20 protein-coding genes and 1 riboswitch are annotated in these 23,886 nt (G+C 53.8%); of the genes, 10 read left to right on the forward strand and 10 right to left on the reverse strand.

What is annotated here, in order from left to right; genetic code table 11:
* The first annotated feature begins 29 nt into the window (after positions 1-29).
* Both guaA and ACMHLI_RS08800 read left to right on the forward strand, forming a co-directional pair.
* Positions 30-1,607 (forward strand): glutamine-hydrolyzing GMP synthase, encoded by a 1,578-nt coding sequence (guaA, locus tag ACMHLI_RS08795; RefSeq protein ID WP_413529136.1) that lies wholly within the window; start codon positions 30-32, stop codon positions 1,605-1,607.
* 247 nt (positions 1,608-1,854) lie between these two features.
* Positions 1,855-3,192 (forward strand): diguanylate cyclase domain-containing protein, encoded by a 1,338-nt coding sequence (locus ACMHLI_RS08800; RefSeq protein WP_413529137.1) that lies wholly within the window; start codon positions 1,855-1,857, stop codon positions 3,190-3,192.
* Between the two features lie 222 nt (positions 3,193-3,414).
* On the opposite strand, the gene ACMHLI_RS08805 is transcribed toward ACMHLI_RS08800, so the two are convergent.
* The gene (locus ACMHLI_RS08805) at positions 3,415-3,996 is read right to left on the reverse strand and encodes a nuclear transport factor 2 family protein (protein ID WP_413529138.1); all 582 of its coding nucleotides are present in this window, start codon (positions 3,994-3,996) and stop codon (positions 3,415-3,417) included.
* A 123-nt stretch (positions 3,997-4,119) separates the two neighbouring features.
* On the opposite strand from ACMHLI_RS08805, the gene ACMHLI_RS08810 reads away from it, so the two are divergent.
* Positions 4,120-5,031: a LysR substrate-binding domain-containing protein gene (locus tag ACMHLI_RS08810; protein ID WP_413529519.1), complete on the forward strand. Its 912-nt coding sequence runs from the start codon at positions 4,120-4,122 to the stop codon at positions 5,029-5,031.
* A gap of 69 nt (positions 5,032-5,100) precedes the next feature.
* On the opposite strand, the gene ACMHLI_RS08815 is transcribed toward ACMHLI_RS08810, so the two are convergent.
* Positions 5,101-5,763, reverse strand: coding sequence for a DUF3313 domain-containing protein (locus tag ACMHLI_RS08815; protein WP_413529139.1), 663 nt, complete (start codon positions 5,761-5,763; stop codon positions 5,101-5,103).
* A gap of 139 nt (positions 5,764-5,902) precedes the next feature.
* Positions 5,903-6,340: a GNAT family N-acetyltransferase gene (locus ACMHLI_RS08820; RefSeq protein ID WP_413529140.1), complete on the reverse strand. Its 438-nt coding sequence runs from the start codon at positions 6,338-6,340 to the stop codon at positions 5,903-5,905.
* A 77-nt stretch (positions 6,341-6,417) separates the two neighbouring features.
* Between ACMHLI_RS08820 and ACMHLI_RS08825 the strand changes: the two genes are divergently transcribed.
* The 5 genes from ACMHLI_RS08825 (at position 6,418) to thiD (ending at position 12,588) form a co-directional block, all read left to right on the forward strand.
* Positions 6,418-8,121 (forward strand): LytS/YhcK type 5TM receptor domain-containing protein, encoded by a 1,704-nt coding sequence (locus ACMHLI_RS08825; RefSeq protein WP_413529141.1) that lies wholly within the window; start codon positions 6,418-6,420, stop codon positions 8,119-8,121.
* Positions 8,099-8,818: a two-component system response regulator BtsR gene (btsR, locus tag ACMHLI_RS08830; RefSeq protein ID WP_413529142.1), complete on the forward strand. Its 720-nt coding sequence runs from the start codon at positions 8,099-8,101 to the stop codon at positions 8,816-8,818. Before ACMHLI_RS08825 ends, btsR begins: the two co-directional genes overlap by 23 nt.
* A gap of 129 nt (positions 8,819-8,947) precedes the next feature.
* On the forward strand, positions 8,948-10,756 hold the full coding sequence (locus ACMHLI_RS08835) for a carbon starvation protein A (protein ID WP_413529143.1): 1,809 nt from the start codon (positions 8,948-8,950) through the stop codon (positions 10,754-10,756).
* An 89-nt stretch (positions 10,757-10,845) separates the two neighbouring features.
* Positions 10,846-10,947: riboswitch (TPP riboswitch) on the forward strand.
* Positions 10,948-10,981: 34 nt separating this feature from the next.
* The gene (thiM, locus tag ACMHLI_RS08840; RefSeq protein WP_413529144.1) at positions 10,982-11,791 is read left to right on the forward strand and encodes a hydroxyethylthiazole kinase; all 810 of its coding nucleotides are present in this window, start codon (positions 10,982-10,984) and stop codon (positions 11,789-11,791) included.
* The gene (gene thiD, locus ACMHLI_RS08845; RefSeq protein WP_413529145.1) at positions 11,788-12,588 is read left to right on the forward strand and encodes a bifunctional hydroxymethylpyrimidine kinase/phosphomethylpyrimidine kinase; all 801 of its coding nucleotides are present in this window, start codon (positions 11,788-11,790) and stop codon (positions 12,586-12,588) included. Before thiM ends, thiD begins: the two co-directional genes overlap by 4 nt.
* A gap of 16 nt (positions 12,589-12,604) precedes the next feature.
* On the opposite strand, the gene ACMHLI_RS08850 is transcribed toward thiD, so the two are convergent.
* The 3 genes from ACMHLI_RS08850 to ACMHLI_RS08860 all read right to left on the reverse strand — a co-directional run bounded on the left by ACMHLI_RS08850 (position 12,605) and on the right by ACMHLI_RS08860 (position 15,211).
* The gene (locus ACMHLI_RS08850; protein ID WP_413529146.1) at positions 12,605-13,453 is read right to left on the reverse strand and encodes a hypothetical protein; all 849 of its coding nucleotides are present in this window, start codon (positions 13,451-13,453) and stop codon (positions 12,605-12,607) included.
* A gap of 122 nt (positions 13,454-13,575) precedes the next feature.
* Positions 13,576-14,262 carry a GntR family transcriptional regulator gene (locus ACMHLI_RS08855; protein WP_413529147.1) on the reverse strand — a complete coding sequence of 229 codons (687 nt, stop codon included), beginning with the start codon at positions 14,260-14,262 and terminating at the stop codon, positions 13,576-13,578.
* 112 nt (positions 14,263-14,374) lie between these two features.
* Positions 14,375-15,211, reverse strand: coding sequence for an AraC family transcriptional regulator (locus ACMHLI_RS08860; protein WP_413529148.1), 837 nt, complete (start codon positions 15,209-15,211; stop codon positions 14,375-14,377).
* Between the two features lie 270 nt (positions 15,212-15,481).
* Between ACMHLI_RS08860 and ACMHLI_RS08865 the strand changes: the two genes are divergently transcribed.
* The gene (locus ACMHLI_RS08865) at positions 15,482-16,891 is read left to right on the forward strand and encodes an MFS transporter (protein ID WP_413529149.1); all 1,410 of its coding nucleotides are present in this window, start codon (positions 15,482-15,484) and stop codon (positions 16,889-16,891) included.
* Between the two features lie 26 nt (positions 16,892-16,917).
* The gene (locus tag ACMHLI_RS08870) at positions 16,918-18,894 is read left to right on the forward strand and encodes a glycoside hydrolase family 127 protein (protein WP_413529150.1); all 1,977 of its coding nucleotides are present in this window, start codon (positions 16,918-16,920) and stop codon (positions 18,892-18,894) included.
* 71 nt (positions 18,895-18,965) lie between these two features.
* On the opposite strand, the gene ACMHLI_RS08875 is transcribed toward ACMHLI_RS08870, so the two are convergent.
* From ACMHLI_RS08875 to yegS, 4 genes are all read right to left on the reverse strand, one after another.
* Entirely contained in the window at positions 18,966-20,255 is a 1,290-nt protein-coding gene (locus tag ACMHLI_RS08875) for an MFS transporter (protein ID WP_413529151.1), read from the reverse strand.
* Positions 20,256-20,386: 131 nt separating this feature from the next.
* Positions 20,387-21,400 (reverse strand): Zn-dependent oxidoreductase, encoded by a 1,014-nt coding sequence (locus tag ACMHLI_RS08880; protein WP_413529152.1) that lies wholly within the window; start codon positions 21,398-21,400, stop codon positions 20,387-20,389.
* Between the two features lie 11 nt (positions 21,401-21,411).
* A complete protein-coding gene (gene rspA / locus ACMHLI_RS08885) occupies positions 21,412-22,626 on the reverse strand; it encodes a starvation-sensing protein RspA (RefSeq protein ID WP_413529153.1) in 1,215 nt (404 codons plus the stop codon).
* 252 nt (positions 22,627-22,878) lie between these two features.
* On the reverse strand, positions 22,879-23,766 hold the full coding sequence (gene yegS / locus ACMHLI_RS08890; RefSeq protein WP_413529154.1) for a lipid kinase YegS: 888 nt from the start codon (positions 23,764-23,766) through the stop codon (positions 22,879-22,881).
* Between the last annotated feature and the right edge of the window lie 120 nt (positions 23,767-23,886).

The raw sequence follows: 23,886 nt of genomic DNA on the forward strand, positions 1-23,886 counted from the left end.
CTTTTATTGCTTTCTGGAAAACGCCCCTCATGAGCGAAAATATTCACAAGCACCGTATCCTGATCCTCGATTTCGGCTCCCAGTACACTCAACTTGTTGCACGCCGCGTGCGCGAGCTCGGTGTCTATTGCGAACTCTGGGCCTGGGACGTAACCGAAGCCCAAATCCGCGAATTCAACCCGAACGGGATCATCCTGTCCGGTGGCCCTGAAAGTACCACCGAGCATGACAGCCCGCGTGCGCCCGACTACGTCTTCGAAGCCGGTGTGCCGGTGCTGGGCGTGTGCTATGGCATGCAAACCATGGCAATGCAATTAGGCGGCCATGTTGAAGGTTCTAACGAACGCGAGTTTGGTTATGCACAGGTTGAAGTTCAGACTGAAAGCGCGCTTATCCGCGACATTCAGGACGCCCTGAGCGATAACAGCAAGCCGCTGCTCGACGTCTGGATGAGCCACGGCGATAAAGTAACGGCCATTCCGTCTGACTTCGTCACCGTTGCCAGCACCGATACCTGTCCGTTTGCCATTATGGCGAACGAAGAAAAACGCTTCTACGGCGTGCAGTTCCACCCGGAAGTGACGCACACCCGTCAGGGCCTGCGCATTCTGGAACGTTTCGTGATGGACATCTGCCAGTGCGAAGCGTTGTGGACTCCGGCTAAAATCATCGAAGACGCCATTGATCGCCTGCGCGTTCAGATTGGCGACGATCATGTAATCCTCGGCCTGTCCGGCGGTGTGGACTCTTCCGTGACCGCGATGCTGCTGCACCGCGCCATCGGCGACCGTCTGACCTGTGTCTTCGTTGATAACGGTTTGCTGCGTTTGCACGAAGCCGATCAGGTGCTGGAAATGTTTGGCGACCGTTTCGGTCTGAACATCGTTCACGTGGCAGCGGAAGAGCGTTTCCTCTCTGCGCTGGCGGGTGTTGATGAGCCGGAAGCGAAACGTAAAATCATTGGCCGCGTGTTTGTAGAAGTCTTCGATGAAGAAGCCTGCAAGCAGGATGCGGTGAAATGGCTGGCGCAGGGCACCATCTACCCTGACGTGATCGAATCCGCTGCCTCTGCGACTGGTAAAGCGCACGTGATCAAGTCCCACCACAACGTGGGCGGTCTGCCAAAAGAAATGAAACTGGGTCTGGTTGAGCCGCTGAAAGAGCTGTTCAAAGACGAAGTGCGTAAAATCGGTCTGGAACTCGGCCTGCCGTACGACATGCTGTACCGTCACCCGTTCCCTGGGCCAGGGCTGGGCGTGCGCGTGCTGGGCGAAGTGAAGAAAGAGTACTGCGACCTGCTGCGTCGTGCGGATGCTATCTTCATCGAAGAACTGCATAAAGCCGACCTGTACAACAAAGTCAGCCAGGCGTTCACCGTCTTCCTGCCTGTCCGCTCCGTTGGCGTGATGGGTGATGGCCGCAAATACGACTGGGTTGTTTCACTGCGCGCAGTTGAAACTATCGACTTCATGACTGCGCATTGGGCGCACCTGCCGTACGATTTCCTCGGCCGCTGCTCCAACCGCATTATCAACGAAGTTGATGGCATTTCCCGCGTAGTGTATGACATCAGCGGTAAACCACCGGCGACGATTGAGTGGGAATGATTTGACGTCTGGCACTGGCTGCCACCACAAATACAGACCTTATAAGCCCGCGTAATCGCGGGTTTTTTTATTTTAACTCCCCTCTGCTGGCAGGCGTTTTTCAGCATCGCCAAATCTCCCTTTTCCGTGATATGTTCATCTGTATTATTTGTAAGCGTTAATGCAAAACAGTATGGCGCTAATGGGCGGCGGATATCTCTCAGGAACGCGGTCGTACTCCCTTTTCTCTTCAGGCCTTAATTTCTCTATGGAACCGAATCCTCACGCGCCGTTGGCCAGTTTTATTGACCTCATGATGGATGCTGTTTTTGCAGTGGATGCCGAAGCCCATATCGTTTTTGCGAGCGCTTCGTGCGAACGTATTTTCGGGTATACGCCGAAAGAAATGATCGGCAAAAATATGTTCGACCTGATGCTGCCTGAAGATCGCGAACTGACCCGTAACTCGGTGGTGGCGGTGATGGCAGGCCAGCCTCAACTGCATTTTGAGAACCGCTATCTGCACAAGAACGGGCACGTCGTCCACATCATGTGGTCAGCGCGCTGGTCACCGGCCGACCAGTTACGTATTGGGGTTGCGCGCGACATTACCGAACGCAAGCGATCCGAGTCCTTGCAGTCTGCGCTCTATTCCATATCCGAAGCCGCACATACCGCCGAGGATCTTCTCAAGTTATTTCAGCGTATCCATCAGATCGTCGGCACACTTCTGCCAGTAGAGAATTTTTCTGTAACGCTCTACGACGATGAAACAGACCAGCTCAGCTTTCCCTATCACGTGGATGAATATCTGCAAACGCCAGAACCTTTCAAACTGATCCCGGGGACGCTCTACGCAGAGATTATTCATTCCGGTCAGCCGCTGCTGCTGACGCCTGAGACGATGGTCGATCGTCTGAAAGCGCTGCGCGTCTCCTTTGGCATGAACCCCTTTTCCTGGCTGGGTGTCCCGCTCAAATCCCACAAAGGCACGATCGGCGTGCTGATGGTCAAAAGCTATCCCGGAGGAGTCTGCTACAGCGAACAGGATCAGGAGTTACTGCAGTTCGTCTCAACGCAAATTGCCACCGTCATTGAGCGTCAGCAAATGCAAGTCCGGCTGCAATACATGGCGCAATATGATCAGCTTACCGCGTTGCCTAATCGTGGTTTTTTGCACGATCGTCTGAACGTTGCGCTGGCGGCTGCACGACGAGATCATGGGCAATTGTCTTTGCTTTATCTTGATCTGGATAAATTTAAACAGGTGAACGATACGCTGGGTCATGGGATCGGAGATTTATTGCTGCAAGAGGTCGCCGCTCGCCTGAAGCAGTGCGTACGTGAATCGGATACTGTCGCGCGCGTTGGTGGTGATGAGTTTGTTGTTCTGCTCCGCGGCACGTCATTGTCAGAATACGTCGCGCGGGTGGCGGAAAAAATGCGTGATGCTTTTCATCATCCTTTTATTCTCGACGGCCACAGTTTGCACATCGTGCCCAGTATTGGGATTGCGCTTTACCCTGAGCATGGTGAAGACGAACGTCAGCTTCTCGAACATGCCGACAAAGCCATGTATTTTGCCAAGAACATCAAAGGGCATTGACGGGAAAATACAGTAGCTTTCGTTGAGCATGATGAAATGCAGCATTTGGGATGACTAAGTGCTTACCATTTTTGGATGAAATCTGAGAGCCGGATCCATGAAAACGCCAGTGGGATAGCGATATCCACTGGCTTTTTTTATGCGATTTTCTCTTTGTCCGCCAGGCAAATTGGCGCATTTCATTAAGTGTGCGGGTTACCCCGGTGAGTCAGAGAGGAATAATCAGGCCATTAACCAGGCCGCGCCGGCGGCTTTCATGTCTTTTTCTAACTCGCTCCCGCGGGTGGCAAAAATACGTTTGACCGGGAAACCGCTTTTTTCCAGCATATAGGCCAGCGCGGCATATTCGCGTGGATATTTCGCCACGACGACGCTATCGATCTCGACCGGCCCCATCGGGAAGGTGAAAGTCGCCATATCGTAAATACTTTGGCGGTGCAGGAGTTTCCAGATACCTTCACGCTTTTCCACCAAATCGTAAAAACGGTTATGGCCGACACAGCCTACATCCAGTGTGACGTTCTCGCCGATGATCATGGCATTGGTCTCAACGATAGCTTTCGTCGCTGTCTGATTGAAGGTCACAACGGGTGTGCCGATCAGGTGTTTAGTGCGGGCATCTGACGCACCCATTTTCATCGATCCATCAATAAACTCGCTTGCGAGTCCTTCAAACCACGTCACTTCGATAGTGCCGTCAGGGTGAAAAAGCTCACGAAGGGCATCCCACTGGCCCAGATCGCGATGGATCCAGCCGGTCATCAGGTCGGTTATCTGGAGACGATCTTCAAGATGATGTTGCATGGCAAAGTCCTTAAGCAGAAGGCATCACATGTGCCGATGGAACAGAGCATCCTCTTTAACTTTAATAAATTCCAATGTGTTAATATTACCAATCAATCATTTAAAATGATTAATGAGGGTGTGATGGAATTGCGTCATCTGAGGTATTTTCTGGCGGTTGCTGAAGAGAAGCATTTTGGGCGAGCCGCAGAGCGCCTTCATATCGTGCAACCGGCCTTGAGTATGCAGATCCGTGCGTTGGAGGAAGAGTTAGGTGGACCGCTGTTTGAGCGTACCAGCCGCCGGGTAGAGCTGACCGAAGCGGGCCAATTACTGCTTGCCCAGGCACGTAACACGCTCGCTCAGGCTGAACATGCCAAATTGACTGTCCAGCGCGCCATACGTGGTGAGCTGGGGAGCATACGGGTGGGGTTTGCCGGGAACGCCGTTTTTAGCGGCAAGCTGATGCGCGATTTACGCGCCTTCCACAAAGCCTATCCTGATGTCGAATTGATCGTTCGGGAACTCCCCCCGCAGCAGCAGGCCGACGCGATTCTGGCAGGGCAGTTGGACATTGGGTATACCCCCGATCACGGCAAGTTGCACGATCGGGCGCTGTTGGCTGAACGAATCGGTTACTGGGAAAGACGGGTGGCCATGGCTGACGATCATCCTCTGGCCAATATTCCCCTGCTCAAAGTGGCGATGCTCGCGACAGAACCGCTAATTTTCTACGATGCACACGATGCGGATGAGTATTTACTTCACAGGCTTATCGAGATGCTGGGGCATCCACCTAATATCGCTCATCGTACCTCCAGTACACTGAGCGTTCTGGCTTTGGCAGCGGCCGGACTGGGTATTGCATTAGTACCTGAGCCTTTGGAACAGGTACATATACCGGGTCTGGTATACCGTGTGCTGGATGAACCCGGTCTGGCTGCCAACCTGATGCTGGTGAGCCGCGCCGGTGAGACCAATGGCGCCGCCTGTGCTTTTCTTGCGATGGCGCGAGAGGGTGAGGGTCGTGATAAGTCTATGAGTCACGATGCATGAGACAGCGGGCAGGAAAGAAAAAAGGCAGCCCTCTGGCTGCCTCATAAAATACTCACTCACGCGTCAGGTTTAGTTCGCCTGGAACAACTTGGTGTCGTTTGCCAGACCATCGACCACGACTTTCAGATCGTTCGCGGTGACTTTCTGGGTGTCGTTGGACACTTGTTTACCGAAGCCTTTACGCACAACTTTGAAAACCGATTTGCCGGTACTGGCGTCGATCAGTTCGCCTTCGAAATACACTTCGGTATCACGGGTACGGTGGCCGGTAGCCGTTTCGGTACCTGCAATCACCAGGGCAACCGGGATCACCTCATAGAATTGCAGACCTTCTGCTGACGTATTTACGCCAGTGATCGCGCCTTTAAAGATAAGCGTGCGCGGGCCTGCGTGATCGGTCAGTTGCAGATGTTCAGCCATTGCCGGTTTCATGCGGCTGTTGGCATAGTCCAGCACGCCCTGCAGCGTTTCTTTACTAATTTGCGCCGTAGGTTGTGGTTCAGGGTAGAATTTAATCGGCTCATACATCAGGTAAGAATAGTTTGATGCTTTGAAGGAAGGATCAATCCAGCGCAGCACCGGCGTACCTGAGGGCAATTTCTTTTCTTTCAGATTGGAATAATCGCCAAGGAAGCCGGAGTATTTATCAGCCTGGGTAACGTGGTTCGTACACCCCGCTAAAAGCAGGGCACCGGTGATCAGCGCGGCCTGCAGCAGTTTTATTTTTTTCATTCGTACCCTCAAAAAGTTTAAAGAAGACAACGTATGTATAGCACTGCTGGGAAATTTAACCTCTTAACAACAAAGAAAATTTGATAAAGAACAGAATATTGATATTTGTGAGATGAGTTGCTAATAACTCACCCTTGTTTTATTTAGCAGATGAATGAAAGAGATAATATTCACCTTTCGGACTATCCCCCGTGGCGACTACGGTCCAGCCCTTTGATAAATAGAATCCCACCGATTTTTTACTCTTTACTAAACATTTCAGCGAACCGGTACGTGTAAAAGTTTTTTCGGCGGCATGTAGCAATGCACTGCCAGCACCCGTTCCCTGAAACTTTGGATCGATAAACAGATTATGCAGGAAGTTTTCCTGAGTAAAAATCGAGGCAAACCCCAGCAAAAACCCGTCGCGCTCGGCAACCAGAATCGTCTCGCCAATCACCGCACGGTCGAAATCCTCCAGCTTATAGTCAGCATTTTCCAGCCAGGTCCAGGTGTCTTTGCGTGCGGCCAGATACAGCGTGCGTAAAAAAGGGCGATCGGCTTCTTTGTAAGGGCGAATGTGTAGTGGTGATACCAAAGAGTGAACCCCCTCAAAGATTGTGTGGATATTGTCGACTATAGTGCGCGTCTCACTTAATGATACTGCCAGCGACTATGTATGAGTTCAATTTGGTTTTGTTGCTGTTGCAGCAAATGTGCGTTTATTTAGTTATCGCTTACTTACTCAGTAAAACTCCGCTGTTTATTCCGCTGATGCACGTCACCGTTCGGTTGCCGCACAAACTGTTGTGCTATTTCATGTTCTCGATGTTCTGCATCATGGGCACCTATTTTGGCCTGCATATTCAGGACTCTATCGCCAATACCCGCGCTATCGGTGCGGTGCTCGGCGGTTTACTCGGCGGGCCGGTGGTCGGGGTGCTGGTCGGGCTGACCGGTGGGTTGCACCGGTATTCGCTGGGCGGAATGACGGCGCTGAGTTGCATGATTTCGACGGTGATGGAAGGGCTGCTCGGCGGTATCGTTCACCGGGTGCTGATGCGGCGGGGGCGTATTGACCGGCTGTTTAATCCGCTGACGGTTGCAGGCGTCACGCTGTTTGCCGAAGTATTGCAGATGGCGATCATTTTGATGGTCGCACGTCCTTATGACGAAGCCCTTAGGCTGGTAAAAAGTATTGCCACGCCGATGATGGTGACCAACACCATTGGCGCGGCGATGTTCATGCGCATTCTGCTCGACCGGCGGGCGATGTTTGAGCGCTACACCACGGCGTTCAGCGCCCGGGCACTGAATATTGCGGCCTGTACCGAAGGGGTGCTGCGCCAGGGGTTTAATCAGGAAAACACCGCGCGGGTAGCGCAGATCATCTATCAGGAACTGGATATCGGCGCGGTGGCGATCACCGATCGCGAGAAGCTGCTGGCGTTTGTCGGGATCGGCGACGATCACCATCTGCCAGGCTCGCCGATTTTGTCCGAGCATTCTCACCGCGCTATCGAACATAACGAAGTGGTCTACGCCGATGGCAATGAAGTGCCGTATCGCTGCACGCAAAGCCCGTCGTGCAAGCTCGGGTCGACGCTGGTGATCCCGCTGCGCGGCGAGAATCAGGAAGTGATCGGCACGATCAAACTTTACGAAGCCCGCAACCGGCTGTTCAGTTCGATCAACCGGACGCTGGGCGAGGGGATCGCCAGTTTATTGTCGGCGCAGATCCTCGCCGGGCAGTATGAGCGCCACAAGCAACTGCTGATCCAGTCGGAAATCAAACTGCTGCACGCGCAGGTGAATCCTCACTTTCTGTTTAATGCGCTGAATACTCTGGTGGCGGTGATCCGTCGCGACAGCCAGCAGGCGGGCGAACTGGTGCAGCATCTTTCGACTTTTTTTCGCAAAAATCTCAAACGCCCGCAGGAAGTGGTGACACTGGCCGACGAAATTGAACACGTGGAAGCCTATCTGCATATCGAACGCGCGCGGTTCAGCGACCGGCTGAGCGTCACGTTTGATTTTCCCGACGCGCTGCAACAGCTGTTTTTACCCGCTTTTACGCTGCAACCGCTGGTGGAAAACGCCATCAAGCACGGGACGTCACAACTGCTGGGCGCCGGGCACATCCGTCTTTCCGCCATCGGGCAGGACGATTGTCTGATGCTGACCGTTGAAGATAACGCCGGGCTGTATGCGCCGTCGGCTTGCGGAAATGGTCTGGGCATGAGTCTGGTCGATCGCCGTCTGCGCGGGCGTTACGGCGATGAATTTGGTCTGCATGTGGAATGCGAACCGGAACAGTTTACCCGTGTCATTTTACGGTTGCCGTTAAGGAGTCAGCATGCTGAAAATATTGATTGTTGATGACGAGCCGCTTGCGCGTGAAAATCTGCGTTTTCTGCTGCAGGATGCGGCGGATATCAGCGTGATCGGCGAGTGTGAAAACGCGGTGCAAGCGCTGGGTGCTATCAACCGGCTGCAACCCGACGTGGTTTTTCTCGATATCCATATGCCACGCATCAGCGGGCTGGAGCTGGTCGGGATGATTGACGCTGAGCGTATGCCGCACATTGTTTTTCTCACCGCCTATGACGAATATGCCTTGCAGGCGTTCGAAGAGAACGTGTTTGATTATCTGCTAAAGCCGGTACAGGCATCGCGGCTGGACAAAACCCTCTGCCGTCTGCGCAAGCATCTGCCGGAACAAAATATTACTGCGCTGATGGCCGGCGAACCGGATCTGGCGCTGATCCCCTGCTGCGGCCAGAATCGCATTTATCTGCTTGCCTTCGATGAGGTGATTTTTGTCAGCTCGCGGGTCAGCGGAGTCTTCGTAAACCGCGCCGACGGCAGTGAATGTTTTACGGAACTGACGCTGCGCACCCTGGAAAATCGGACGCAGCTGCTGCGTTGCCACCGGCAGTTTTTAATCAACATAAGCCATCTGCGGGAAATCCGTTTTGACGACAGCGGGCTGGCGGAGCTGGTGATGAAAAACGAGGTGCGCGTACCGGTCAGCCGCCGTTATCTGAAATCCTTGAAATCTCAACTCGGGCTTTGAACCACGCCGTTCATCCCTGCGTTTTTGCCGCTTAAATCGCTATACCGCCGCTGACCTAAACAGCGGACGCGCTTTCTACAGAGCTTTGCTACGTTGCACCTGATTATTCCTTATCCGGAGAACAATAAGATGCAACACGCACTGACTTTTGTCATCGCGACTCTGTGTATCCTGACTATCTGCTACCGGTTTTACGGCGTGTTTTTTGTCCGTAAAGTGCTGAAAGCCGATGATGCTCAGGTCACGCCGTCGCATTTACTGGAAGACGGGAAAGACTATGTCCCGACGAAAAAATGGGTGAACTTTGGCAGCCACTTTGCGGCAATTGCGGCGGCGGGGCCTCTGGTCGGCCCTGTGCTCGCGGCGCAGTACGGTTATCTGCCCGGTATGTTATGGCTTCTGATCGGTTGCGTGGTCGGCGGCGCGGTACACGATACCGTGGTGTTGTTCGCCTCGATGAAACACCGGGGTAAATCCCTGTCGGAAGTGGCTAAGCGTGAACTCGGGCCGGTAGCCGGCTGGTGTACCGGGCTGGCGATGTTATTTATCATCACCATTACCATGGCTGGTTTGTCGATGGTGGTGGTACATGCCCTTGAGCGTAACCCGTGGGGCACGTTTGCCGTCTTTATGACTATCCCGGTGGCGATTTGCGTCGGCCTGTGGGAGCGTCTGACCGGCAGCATGAAAGCCGCTTCGTGGGTGGGTATTATTGCGATTATGGCCTGCGTGGTGATCGGGCCGTACATACAGGCCTCGGCGTTTGGCGAATGGCTCAGCCTGCGCGCCTCGACCGTCAGTCTGGTTTTACCTGTCTACGCCTTCTTCGCCACCGCTCTGCCGGTATGGATGTTACTGACGCCGCGCGGTTATCTCTCCAGCTTCATGAAAATCGGCGTGTTCGGTGCGCTGATCGTCGGCGTGGTGTTCATCAACCCGGAAATTCAGTTCCCGGCGATCACGCAGTTTATCCACGGTGGCGGCCCGGTGCTGGCGGGTCCGGTCTGGCCGTTTATCTCGATCACTATCGCCTGTGGCGCGATATCAGGTTTTCACGCATTTATCGGTTCCGGCACCACGCCTAAGCAGATAGACAAATGGAGTGATATTTTGCCGGTCGGTTTTGGGGCGATGTTAGCGGAGTGTGTGGTCGGCGTGATGGCGCTGATTGCTGCCACCGCGTTGCATCCGGCGGATTATTTTGCCATTAACTCCGCGCCGGAAGTGTTTGCCGGTCTGGGCATGCAGGTGGTGAATCTGCCGGCGCTTAGCCAGGAAATCGGTCTGGATCTTAGCGGGCGCACCGGCGGTGCCGTGACGCTGGCGGTCGGCATGGCCGATATCTTTACGCGCATTCCGTGGTTCAGCCATTTGTCCTCTTACTTCTTCCAGTTCGTGGTGATGTTCGAGGCGGTATTCATCCTCACGGCGGTCGATTCGGGCACCCGCGTGGCACGCTATTTGTTGCAGGATTTCTTCGGTGACCTGTGGGCACCGCTGAAACGTACCGACTGGTGGCCGGGCGCGGTGGCGTGCAGCATCGTCGCCTGCCTGCTCTGGGGATATCTGCTGAACTCCGGCGATATCAATTCGGTCTGGGCGCTGTTTGGCGTCTCCAACCAGCTGATGGCTTCAATCGGTCTGATGATCGGCGCGACCATTATTCTGCGTCTGGCGGATAAGCGCCGCTACATGCTGACCTGCCTGATACCGCTGGCGTATCTGTACGTCACTGTGAACTACGCAGCGTACTGGATGGTGGCTCACGTCTATTTCAATCCACTGGCCAAAGGCTTCAATCTGTTCAACGGCACAATTTCCATCATTATGGTCGCGCTCGGCGCGGTAATTATGGTGGCATCAGTCCTGCGCTGGATAAAACTGTGGCAGGCGCGCAGTGAAGGCGGCGTACTGGAGGATGTGGCGGCGACGGTGTAAATCAGGGTTATCTCATCAGCCCTGTCAATGGACGGGGCTTTTTGGTATCAAATGCTGATTGATCTTCCCGCCGTCCGCACCAATAATGCTCCCTTGACTCGGGGTGCCGCTCTTGCAAAAGAAAGGCTGAGATTTTACCCGTATTACCTGATCTGGATTATGCCAGCGTAGGGAAGTCAGGTATCTCTCCCGATGCCGCCTTCCTGAAAGCCGGTTGGGAGACTTATGAACGTCCGACCTTCCGTATTTCCCGGTGCGATTGCCGCCGGTTCTTTGCAACAACTCCGCCACTCATCACCGCTGGTCCACTGCCTGACCAACGACGTGGTGCAATCTTTTACTGCCAATGTTTTGCTAGCGCTGGGAGCGTCTCCGGCGATGGTGGTTGATCCTGCCGAAGCGGCGCAGTTTAGCGCCATTGCTGATGCCTTACTGGTCAACGTCGGTACGCTGACGCATTCTCACGCCGAGGCGATGCTGGCGGCTATTGAGGCGGCGAATCAGGCCGGAAAACCCTGGGTGCTGGATCCGGTGGCCGTGGGCGGCCTGCGCTGGCGCACTGAATTCTGTCTCAACATCATCAAACTCCAACCCGCCGCCATTCGCGGTAACGCCTCGGAAATCCGCGCGCTCAGCGGTCTGAGTGCATCCGGTCGTGGTGTCGACAGCGGTGACAACTCTCTTTCTGCCTTGCCCGCCGCGCAGCATCTGGCGCGTGAAACCGGTGCGATTGTCGCGGTCACCGGTGAGACAGATTATGTGACCGGCGGCGATCGCTGTTGGGCAGTCGCGGGCGGCCATCCGATGATGACCCGCGTGGTCGGCACCGGCTGTGCGCTGTCGGCGGTGGTGGCTGCTTTCATTACGTTACCGGGCAACCGGCTGGATAACGTCGCAGCAGCTTGTCGCGTCATGTCCTGTGCCGGAGAACGCGCCTGCGCAACGGTGAAAGGGCCGGGCAGCTTCACGCCAGAGTTACTCGATAATTTGTACCTGATTAACGGGGAATGGTTAAACGGGGAGGCGCAGCCATGAAACGGATTAATGCGCTGACCATTGCAGGCACCGATCCGAGCGGCGGTGCCGGGATCCAGGCCGATCTCAAAACGTTCTCGGCGCTCGGCGCCTACGGTACCAGCGTGATCACCGCGCTGGTGGCGCAAAACACCTGCGGCGTGCAGTCGGTTTACAATATCGAACCCGAATTTGTGGCGGCACAGCTGGATTCAGTGCTCAGCGACGTCCGCATCGACAGTGCGAAAATCGGTATGCTGGCAAACAGTCAGATTGTGGAAGCGGTCACGGAACGGCTCCGGCACTATCAGCCGCCGTTTGTGGTGCTCGATACCGTTATGCTGGCGAAAAGTGGCGATCCGTTATTGTTGCCGGAGGCGGTGGATGCAGTGCGCCGGTTGCTGATCCCGCAGGTCTCGATCATCACGCCAAACCTGCCTGAAGCCGCAGCGTTACTCGAATGTCCGATAGCGACCAGCGAAGCGGAAATGCGTGAGCAGGGTGAAACCTTGCTGGCGATGGGGTGTGGCGCGGTGTTGATGAAGGGCGGTCATCTGAGCGATGAAGAAAGTCCTGACTGGCTGTTTGTGGCCGGTTCCCGTGAGCGTTTTACCGCGCCGCGTGTCAATACCCGCCATACCCACGGCACCGGCTGTACATTGTCTGCGGCGTTGGCAGCACTGCGCCCGCGTCACAACAACTGGGCGGATACGGTGCGCGAAGCCAAAGCGTATTTGCAACAGGCGCTGATGCAGGCCGACTCTCTTGAAGTCGGGCACGGCATCGGCCCGGTGCATCATTTTCACCGGTGGTGGTAGGGCGGTTTGAAATCCATCAGGCGCGGCGTTGAGCTTCTCCCAGCGCCTGCTCAGCCTGATGAAACATCGCCAGCGCCCGTTGTAAGTGCAGGGCATCGAACGGATTCAGCGGATAGAACTTTTCGTCTTTGCGCGGGCGCAGCATCACGCGGATTTTATTGGCTGACATCCTTTCATAAAGATAGCTGGCGATGTCCTGATTCTCTTCATCCTTCCAGGACAGCACCAGTGCAGCATGCTCACCGCTGCGACGGCCAATAAACTGCTCGTTCAGCCACAGACCTTCCAGATCGCCATCATGTTGCAATTTTTTGCCGCTAAACCACGGCGAATCTGCCAGCATCCACAGCGCCTGCGGTGTGATTTCTTCATGCAGCTGTCGCCACATAGGACGGTTATTGTCCATCTGCCAGCAGGCCATCCCAAGATAGTCATTCAGCTCGCGCCAGTCATTTTCCAGCCGCTCTTTCAGCTCGGGATCTTGCACGTGCATAAACTGCTGCAGACCGCTGGCCTGTTCGCCCAGCTTGTTATAGGCGACCACCGTCATGGTACGAGGCGTGCGGCGAAAAGTGACCCAAAGCAGGATTTTTGGGATACGAAAAGTAATGGCCTGAATGGTCAGCTTGTAACGATTACCGCGAGACATTACCAGGCCGTTCGCGGTACCGCGTTTGTCCTGATAATTGCGCACCAGCACCACGCTGTTCTGGCCCATCCATCCGGTAAGGTAATGTTCTTTCTCGCTTTCCGCCACGTCGAGATCGCGGGCAATCTGGCTGATTTTTTCTTCATCCAGCTGGGCGAGGGACAGTGACTCTTCAGCACTGTAAAAGCTTTTCTTCAGGGGGGCAGTAGCAGGCATAAAAATTTCCACGGTATCGATGTGGTTTACAGCTTACCTCAAGTTGTCATACAAATTTTGGGGTTAACCCGCAAAATTAATCTAAAACGGTCTGACAGCAGATTTATTGGGAATAATGCCTTTTACTCCGCATCAAACCAGTCGCTGTTTTGCTCGGCTATCGGGGTAATGGTAGATATCATTTCCTGCAAATGAATGCGGATGGCATTTTCAGCGGCGTCCGGATCATGTGCTTTAAGAGCGTCGAAAATGGCGTAGTGCTGCGCGATAAGATTTTCCGGCGGGGAGACTTTGCTCAGTGTCAGGAAACGTACGCGATCCATCGTCGCTTTGATATGTTCGACGGTTTCCCAGGCCAGGCGGCAATCGATAATTTGCGCGATCGTGCGGTGAAAATCATCGTCGAGCAACAAAAATTCCTGTGTTTGCTGGCTTTTTGCCGCAAGCCGCTGACGCTCAAGATTGTGTTCCAGCAGCGCCAGATCTTTATCCGTGGCAACCATAGCAGCACGACGAACGACGGCGGTTTCTACGGCTTCACGAATGAAACGGCCATCGGCGACGCGCTTGGATGAAATCTTCATCACATATGTACCGCGCTGCGGTAAGACCTGAACCAGCCCGGCTTCGGCCAGTTTGATAAAGGCTTCGCGAACCGGCTGGCGCGATACGTTAAAGCGTGTGGAAATTTCTTTCTCCGACAGGAACGCTCCCGGCGCAATGGCACAGGTGACGATGTCCTGACGCAAGGTGCGATAAATCTGCTGATTCACCGGCACATTACTGAGAAATTCAAAGGCGTCTGTCATGGGCAAAAGTTGTCTTCAAGGTCGGGAGTTCACAATACTACCATGAGTTTTCTCAGGGTTTTGAGATTGTTAGCGCAAGGTTGTGACAGAAATTTGGGATATATCATAGAAACTAATCCGAATTGATATGCTCACGGCAGTAAAGTTTTTTATAGGCTGCCGGGGTAATGCCCAGCAGTTTGCGAAACACCCGACGAAAATACGCTGCGTCGTTAAAACCGGTCAGCCGTGCGACATCAGCGACGTTCCCGGTATTGGCCAGCAGCAGTTTCTCGGCGGCGGCGACGCGGTGTTTATGCAGCGCATCTGTCAGGGTCATCTGGAACGTCAGACGAAACACGCGTCCGAGATAATCGGCATTACAATGCAGCCTTTCCGCCAGTTCAGAAGCCCCCAGCGGCAGATGAAACTGGGTAGTGATGAGTTGCCGCGCCTTGTAGGCCAGCGCGACGCCGGGCCCGCCGGGTTCCACATTTTCCGGCCAGGCGCGCGCAACTTCCTGCAACAGCAAAATCAGATACAACTCCAGCGAATTGCCACCTCTTTCCTGCTCATATAAAAATAGTCTGAATAGCGTTAAGAGTGTTTCACGATCCCTGACTTTACAATGCTGTGGAATATTCAGCTGTAAAGAGGGATTATTTTTCCGAGAATCTATTAACGTGCGATTGCTCTCAATATCGAAGTGTAACCAGTAAAATTTTAATTCAGGATCAAACGTCGTTAACCCTTTATGTTCCCTGCCGGGAAATAACAGTAAACTTTCCCCTTCACGCAGATCAAAACGCGTATTCTCTTCCTGCAATGACAGGCTGCCGCGTACGACATACATCAATTCATACGAGTTAAGTCTGCGTGTCGGATGTGTGCCAATTCCTCGCGAGATAAAGAGTCCGCCGTTCTGCACATTAACCGGATAATTCACAGGAAAGGAGAGTACATCAGTCATTTAGCCGTCTTGCCAGCAGCGAATAAAGCGTGACAGTAGCACAGCGCGCAGCGGGTACCAGTCCTGCCGGAAGACGTTTTGATCTGCCTCACATATTCCATGCATGAGTCGGAATTGTCCCGTTTAACTACTTTATCCTCCTCTTGTTGGCATCTTTTTCCCGTGCCAGATTAAATACGCACCCTATAAAAAAGGCTGATATTACACCCGGCCTGATATCCCTGCATTCCTGACGGCTTATTGATACCCATATAAAAGCGAGGAAATATAATGCCAACAGATTCTGTTAATACCGGTTCAATACCGGGAGAGAAAGCAGAGAAAATAATTTCTGCGAATGCCAAACTTTCCGTCAGTGAGAAAATAGGTTATGGATTAGGGGATGCCGGTGGCACGATCATTACCTGCCTGATCACCAGTTTCCTGACCTTCTTCTATACCGATGTATTCGGCCTGACGCCGGCGATTGTCGGTACATTATTTATTTCCCTGCGCGTTATCGATGCGATTTCCGATCCGCTGATGGGTATCCTGGCCGACCGTACGCAAAGCCGTTGGGGCCGTTTTCGCCCGTGGCAACTGTGGATCGCGCTGCCAATTGGCGTGGTTGGTTTTCTGACGTTTACCGTGCCAGGTTTGAGCGGTGACGCCAAAATTGCCTATGCCTTCTTTACGTATTTTTTGCTCTCGGTGTCTTACACCGCGATCAATGTGCCGTATTGCGCGCTGATAAACACCATGACCACCGATCATCGTGAGGTCATTTCCTGCCAGTCATGGCGCTTTGTTCTATGCGGCGTGGCGGGCTTTATGGTATCCGTCGGGCTGCCGTGGCTGGTGCAGATTTTCGGCAAAGGCGATGCGGTGCTGGGCTATCAGCAAGGCGTCGGCTTGCTGTGTGCCATCGCCGTTGTGATGTTCCTCTGGTGCTTCTTTACCGTACGCGAACGTCTGCCGCTGGCGTTGCTCGGCCAGTTCAGCATTCGTGAACATATACGCGGAATGCTGAAAAACGATCAGCTGCTGCTGGTATTGCTGATGTCCTTTCTGCTGATCAATGTGTTCAATCTGCGCGGCGGCGGCTATATGTATTTCATCACTTACGTGCTCAAAGGCGGGGCCGGATACGCCTCGATGTTCTTCGGCATGGTGACGCTGGCGTCGATTCTGGGGGCGGTCATCGTCAATCAGCTGACCAAATTTATCGACAGCGTCCGTCTCTATTTGCTCACCAATCTGGTGCTGGCGGTATTTTCTCTGCTGCTGTGGTTTGTGCCGGTGGGAGAGCAATTCCAGACGCTGTGGCTGGGTGTCATCTTTGTGCATTGCGTGATCCTCGGATTTACGCTGCCGTTGCACTTTTCCATCATGGCGTTCGCAGACGACTACGGGCACTGGAAAAATGGTATCCGTTCCTCGGGCATGAACTTCGCCTTCAATCTGTTCTTCATCAAGCTGGCCTGGGCGTCAAGTGCAGGGATCATCAGCCTGGTATTCATTTGGGTTTCTTATCAGGCGGGTGCTGAACACCAGACCCCGGCGTCGCTCGGCGGCATCACGTTGCTTGAAACACTGCTGCCTGCGGCAATGCATCTCCTGCTGGCGGGAACGCTGATGTTCTGCAAGCTCGATAACACACTGCTAACGCGGATGTCGCACGATCTGGCGGCAAAAATTTAACGAAGGTCATTATTTAAGGGGGTTGTATGTCATTTTCTCCGGTTGAATCTCTAGAAGTCCCTTTGCAAAAAGTGAATATTTCCGATGCGTTCTGGCTGGAATATCAGCGTCTGGTGAGGGATGTGGTGGTGCCTTATCAATGGAAAGCACTGAACGACGACGTGGCAGACGCCGAGCCGAGCCATGCGATTGAGAATTTCAGAATTGCTGCCGGGCAGAGCGAGGGGGAGTTCTATGGCATGGTATTTCAGGATAGCGATGTCGCTAAATGGCTGGAGGCGGTCGGGTATTTGCTGGCTAAAACGCCCGATGCTGAACTGGAAAAAACGGCTGATGCGGTCATTGAGCTGGTCGGCGCGGTGCAGCAACCTGATGGTTATCTCAATACCTATTTCACTGTCAAAGAACCGCAGCAGCGTTGGACGAATCTGGCGGAGTGCCACGAGCTTTACTGCGCCGGACATTTGATCGAAGCAGGCGTGGCTTACGCTCAGGCCACCGGAAAAGCCCGTTTGCTGGAGATCGTTTGCAAGCTGGCGGACCACATCGCGCAGGTATTTGGCCCAGGCCAACAGCAGTTGCACGGTTATCCCGGTCATCCGGAAATCGAACTGGCGCTGATGCGTTTATATGAAGCGACCGGCGAAGCCCGTTATCTGGAACTGACGCGTTACTTCGTCGAACAGCGTGGTGCAGAGCCGCATTTCTACGACAGTGAATATGAAAAACGCGGTAAAACGTCACACTGGAATACATACGGTCCGGCGTGGATGGTGAAAGACAAAGCCTACAGCCAGGCGCATTTGCCGATAGCGTTGCAGACCACGGCTATCGGCCACGCGGTGCGATTTGTGTATCTGTACGCCGGCGTCGCGCATCTGGCAAGGCTGAGTCAGGATCAGGAAAAACGTGAAGTCTGCCAGCGGCTGTGGGAAAACATGACTCAGCGGCAGATGTACATTACCGGTTCGATTGGCTCGCAAAGCAGCGGCGAAGCGTTTTCATCAGATTACGATTTACCCAATGACACCGCTTATACCGAAACCTGTGCCTCAATTGGCCTGATGATGTTTGCCAACCGCATGTTGCAACTCGAGGCCGACAGCCGTTACAGCGACGTCATGGAGCGCGCGCTTTACAACACCGTCCTGGCCGGTATGGCGCTCGACGGAAAACATTTCTTCTACGTTAATCCGCTGGAAGTGCATCCGAAAAGTATCCCGTTCAACCATATTTACGATCACGTCAAAACGGTGCGTCAGCGCTGGTTTGGTTGTGCCTGTTGTCCGCCGAATATCGCACGTCTGCTGGCTTCGCTCGGCCATTATATTTACACCCAACGGCCTGACGGCGTTGACATCAATCTTTATATCGGCAGCGATGTGGAAGCGACGGTCGGGGGCAAACCGCTGCGTCTCAAACAGTCCGGCGGCTATCCGTGGACCGAACAGGTGCTGATTGACGTCAGCACCGATGAGAAGCTTGAGGCCACGCTGGCGCTGCGTTTACCGGACTGGTGCGCCAGCCCGCAGGTGATGCTGAACGGCAAGCCGCTGGAGCTGGCCGGTCTGACCCGGCGCGGATATTTGCGTCTTACGCAGCAATGGCAGCAGGGCGATCGCATTGAAATGACATTACCGATGCCGGTGACGCGTGTGAAGGGGAATGCGTTGCTGCGCCATGTTGCCGGAAAAGTGGCAATCCAGCGCGGTCCGCTGGTTTATTGCCTCGAACAGGCGGATAACGGCAGCGAACTGCACAACGTCCGGTTGCCATACGATGCGCAGTTCCGGTTGATCGCCGGAAGCGGACTTTTCGCCGGTAAAACGCTGCTGCAAACGCAGGGACAACGGCGTGTATCGGCTCAGGCCGGTGAGCAGCCGCTCTACCGCTTCAATCCATCAGTTGAAGAGACCGTCGCGCAAACCATGACCTTTGTGCCGTACTTTACCTGGGCAAACCGTGGGGAAGGCGAGATGCGGGTATGGATTGATGAAGCATAGAAATAATATCCGTTCGTGATAAAAGAAAACCCGGCGCAGTTGGCCGGGTTTTTCATATTGATATTTGGATTTTAGCTATGAGAGAGTTTTGGTTCGACTGATTGCTTTGGGGGTTTAATCACAAAGAACACCAGAATGGCACCCAGCGCGGCGACGCCGCCTGCGAGCATAAAGGCGCTGTCGAAACGGCCTGTATTCTGCACGATGAAGCCAGTGACGATCGGCCCGATGATCCCGGACACGCTGCCGACCAGATGAATAAATCCGCTGGTGCCGCCGACGCGGGATTTATGCACCACATCCTGAATAATCGCCCAGTAAATTGCACCGGTGGTATACAGGAAGAAAATAGAAACTGACATTAGCACTACAGCGGGCACCACGCTGGTGACGATACCGGCGAGCGCCACGCAAACGGCTGCCGCTAACAGGCTGACGACCAGTATAATTTTACGCGAAAGCAGTAAACGGCCGGTGATATTGAAAATTTTATCCGAAATATAACCGCCTAATGCCAGACCAACGAAACCGACAATCCACGGAATGACGGTGGTTAAACTCATTTCTTTAATATTTAATCCGTGCGCCTGCACTAAATATGCCGGGAACCAGCTCAGGAAGAAGAATAAAATATAGTTATAGCTGAAGAACGCAAAGGCGGTGACCAGAATAATCGGCTGTTTTAAATAATAACCCAGACCGTGTGCTGCCTGTGCCAGATCTTCCTCGGCACTTAAATGCTCATTTTTCATGGCATCGACCAGACGCAATTCTTCCTGGGAGACGCGTTTACTTTTCAGCGGATTATCTGCCACCGTAAAGAACCAAATAGCCATCCACACAATGCCGATAGACGCGATGACCATGAATGCCGGACGCCAGCCGAAGGAGATCGCCAGATACCCGACGATCGGCCCTGCTACCGCGCCGCCGAGCGGTGAACCGGCGCTGAGTAACCCCATCGCGGTGGCCGCCTGTTTCTTCGGGAACCAGCCGTTAATCATCTTATTTGCCGACGCGCATATGGGGCCTTCGGCCATGCCGAATAATACCCGTAAAATAAGCATGGAATAAAAACCGGTGGCGATGGCGGTCATTCCACAAAATACGGACCACAGCCCGACAGCTAAACCCATAACAATCGTCGGGCCGAATTTATCCACCGCTAAACCGCCGAGGAAGTTAAATATCGCATAACCAAAGAAGAAACTACCAAATATCAGGCCGAACTGTTCGGGATTAATGGTCAGTTCTTTTTCTATCATCGGGACAGTAATCGACAGCGCGACGCGGTCGAGGTAATTGATCATGTACACCATAAACAGCAGGAATACGATAATCCAGCGCAGATTCTTGAACATAGGTAAGTGCTCCACTTGGTGTCGTTTTAATAGTGTTGCGTTATTTGTAGGTTGAATCTCAGGTACTCAGTGGCAGGAAGGATGGCGGGCATCCTTCCTGAATTTCCAAATCTTATAAATTTTCGATCACATCAGAACGTCAGTAACACTTTGCAGCAGGCACGCTGATCCTTTTCAAACAGCGTCAGAGCGGCTTCCACTTCGCTGGCGGGCATCCAGTGCGTCACCAGTTTTTCCGGTGCAATTCTTCCTTGTTCCATCCATTCAATCACCTGAGGGAAGCGGTGGCTGTTCAGACGCGATGAGAACAACGAGATTTCTTTGCTGGTAATACTTTGCTGCGTGAATGCGCTCGGTTCGCCGGAGAAGCCCATCATCCCGATACGCGCTGCCGGTGATGCCAGCAAAATAGCCTCCTGCAAAATCGCCGGATGGCAGGCTGCATCGACAATCAGCGTCGGTCGGACACCTTCTGCGGCGAGCACATCAGCCACGCTGCGTTCGGTATTATTGATAGTCCAGTCGGCACCGCTTTCCTGTGCCATCTGTAACCGTTCTTCGATGCGGTCGGTGACAATCACTTTTTGCACACCGTACACGCCTTTCAGTACCTGAATCACCGTCAGCCCCATCGGGCCAGCGCCGTACACCAGCGCGGTATCCTGCGGTGTTGGTTTTAAAAATGCCGTGATATTGGCCGCAATGGTAAAGGGTTCGACCATGCTGGCGAGTTTGTCAGGGATCGCCGCGGGCACGACATACGCATTTTTAGCCGGTGCGCAGGCGTAATCACTAAAGCCGCCGTCGCGATGCACACCGATCACCTGCAATTCGGTACAAACGTTGGGGCGCCCGATGGAGCAGGGATAACAATGTCCGCAGCTGACCACCGGATCGATAACGACGCGCTCGCCAATGCGCGATGCGTCAACGCCTTCTCCGACGCTGTCGATATGGCCGAAAAACTCATGGCCTATTACACGCGGATATTTCGCGAACGGATTGTGACCGTGATAAATGTGCACATCCGAGCCGCAGATCCCTGCGTGACTGACCCGAACTCGTACCTCACCGGCGGCAGGTACCGGCAAGGCACGTTGCTCGATCACCAGTTTTCCCGGTTCTTGTATAACGACGCTGTTCATTTTTCGCTCCCTTACCAGTTCCACAGAGTACCGTCTTCCAGACGGGCCACCGGCAAATACGCCGGTTCATACGGATATTTCGCTGCCAGTTTTTCGTCGAACTCAATGCCCAGCCCCGGTTTGTCGCCCGGATGCATATAGCCGTTATCAAACGTCCAGTTATGCGGGAACACTTCCAGCATCTGCTCGGAATACCCCATGTATTCCTGCACGCCAAAGTTTGGCACCCACAGATCGAAATGCAGCGCAGCGGCCATGCACACCGGCGAGAGATCTGACGGGCCGTGCGAACCGGTGCGAACCTGATACAGAGAGGCAAAATCGGCGATCCGGCGCATACCGGTAATGCCGCCCGCGTGGGTGATGGTGGTACGGATATAGTCGATAAGCTGTTCTTCGATAAGCTGTTTACAATCCCAGATGCTGTTGAAGACTTCACCGACCGCAATCGGCGTCACAGTGTGCTGGCGGATTAAACGGAAGCATTCCTGGTTCTCCGCCGGGGTCGGATCCTCCATCCAGAACAGACGATAGTCTTCGATGCTCTTACCAAAGCGTGCGGCTTCGATAGGCGTCAGGCGGTGATGCATATCGTGAAGAAGATGTTCGTCAAAACCGAATTTGTTACGTACGGCTTCAAACAGCTTTGGCGTGAAATCGAGGTATTTTTCGGTCGACCACAGTTGCTCTTCCGGCCAGTTACCTTTGGTCGCAGGTTCGTAGGCCAATCCCTTGCCTTTCGACATCCCGTAAGTCGTTTTCATGCCTGGCACGCCGCACTGCGCGCGGATCGCTTTGAAGCCGAGCTCTTTGTGTTTGGCGTAATCATCCAGCACTTCATCCACTGAATGGCCGGTAGTGTGGCAGTAAACCATCACGCCGGTACGAGATGCGCCGCCGAGCAGCTGATACAGCGGCATATTGGCAGCTTTGGCTTTGATGTCCCACAGCGCCGTGTCCACCGCCGAAATCGCCGACATAGTGACCGGCCCGCGACGCCAGTAAGCCCCTTTGTAGAAGAACTGCCAGATGTCTTCGATCTGGTGTGCATCACGCCCGATAAGCTGCGGGCAAACATGGTCTTTCAGATATGACGCCACCGGCAGCTCTCGGCCATTGAGCGTGGCATCACCAATGCCAGTAAGGCCGCTATCTGTGGTGATTTTCAACGTCACAAAGTTGCGCCCCGGGCAAGTAACAAAGACTTCAGCATTCACGATTTTCATCGGTTACGACCTTCTGCAGTAAAGTTGGATGCATTTCCTTTGGCTATAAATACGCCACATGACAACTACCATACAAGTATGTTTATTGGTTTTTGCCGGAGGGGATCACACTTTGTTGCGCGAAAGTTGTCTGAAGGGATGACGCCTTCCAAAATAGTTTTTGATTGCATTACATGACGCCAGTCTCGGGAACACACCTCTTAAAATGACAAAGCCCGCAAAGTTTGCGGGCTTTGTCAACTGGCAAGGAGTTTACCCCAGTAGTTCACAATGCGGCGGCAGGCGGCACTGAATGATGTCGGCCAGAACTTCAATGCGAAAATGCTTACCGGTCAGCGGTTCGCCATCGAGGTTGAAGGTCATGTCATGCGGCGCGGTGATCTCCAGCCAGGGGAGATGGGCGGAGACGATATTTTTGTTTTCTTCGTTATTGAGCAGGCTGCGCAGGAACGAAGGCAGCAGCTCTTCGGAGGTCAGGAGACGTAGCTGCAACAGCCCGTCGTTGATCAGCGCTTCCGGGCAGATTTGTTGGCCGCCACCGGCCTGACGACCGTTACCGATGCCAATAACCAACGCGTCGCCTTCCCAGCTGAAATCCGGACCTTTGATTTCACAGCGGTCAGCCTTCAGCGTATCAAGACGTAGCAGTCCGTGGATAAAATAGGAGACGCCACCGAGTGCCGCTTTCAGCTTTTCCGGCGTTTCGGTGGTGATACGCGTACCAAATCCACCGGTCGCCATATTGATGAAATAGTGCTTATCATTCACCCGGGCAAGATCGATGGCTTCTGCCCGGCCTTTTATCGCCAGCAGCAACGCCTGTTCAGGGGCCAGCGGAATATTACAGGCGGTCGCAAAATCATTCGCCGTCCCCAGCGGGACAATACCCAGAGCCGGGCGCGGTTCTTCAAGCTGTGCCAATGCTCCGGCGATTTCATTGATGGTGCCATCGCCGCCTCCGGCTATGACGGTGTCACAACCGCGCTCTACCGCCTCGGCGACGTAGCGGGCAGCATCGCCATATTCCCAGGTGACGCGGACTGTCAGTTCCACACCTTCTTTTCGCAGCGCACCGACCGCCACGCGAAGTTCCTCATTGCCTGCGCCTTTTCCATTCAAAATCAGCAGTGCTGTGGTCATGTATGCTCCTTTTCTCTAAACATCATTACCATAAATGATTAAACGGATGCTTGGCTATCAGATAAATGATCGAAAATCCTCCATGAATAGAAGAGTGCCTGTTAAATATATTACAGGGAT

The organism is Rahnella inusitata (assembly GCF_965118895.1).
Lineage (GTDB): Bacteria > Pseudomonadota > Gammaproteobacteria > Enterobacterales > Enterobacteriaceae > Rahnella > Rahnella inusitata_A.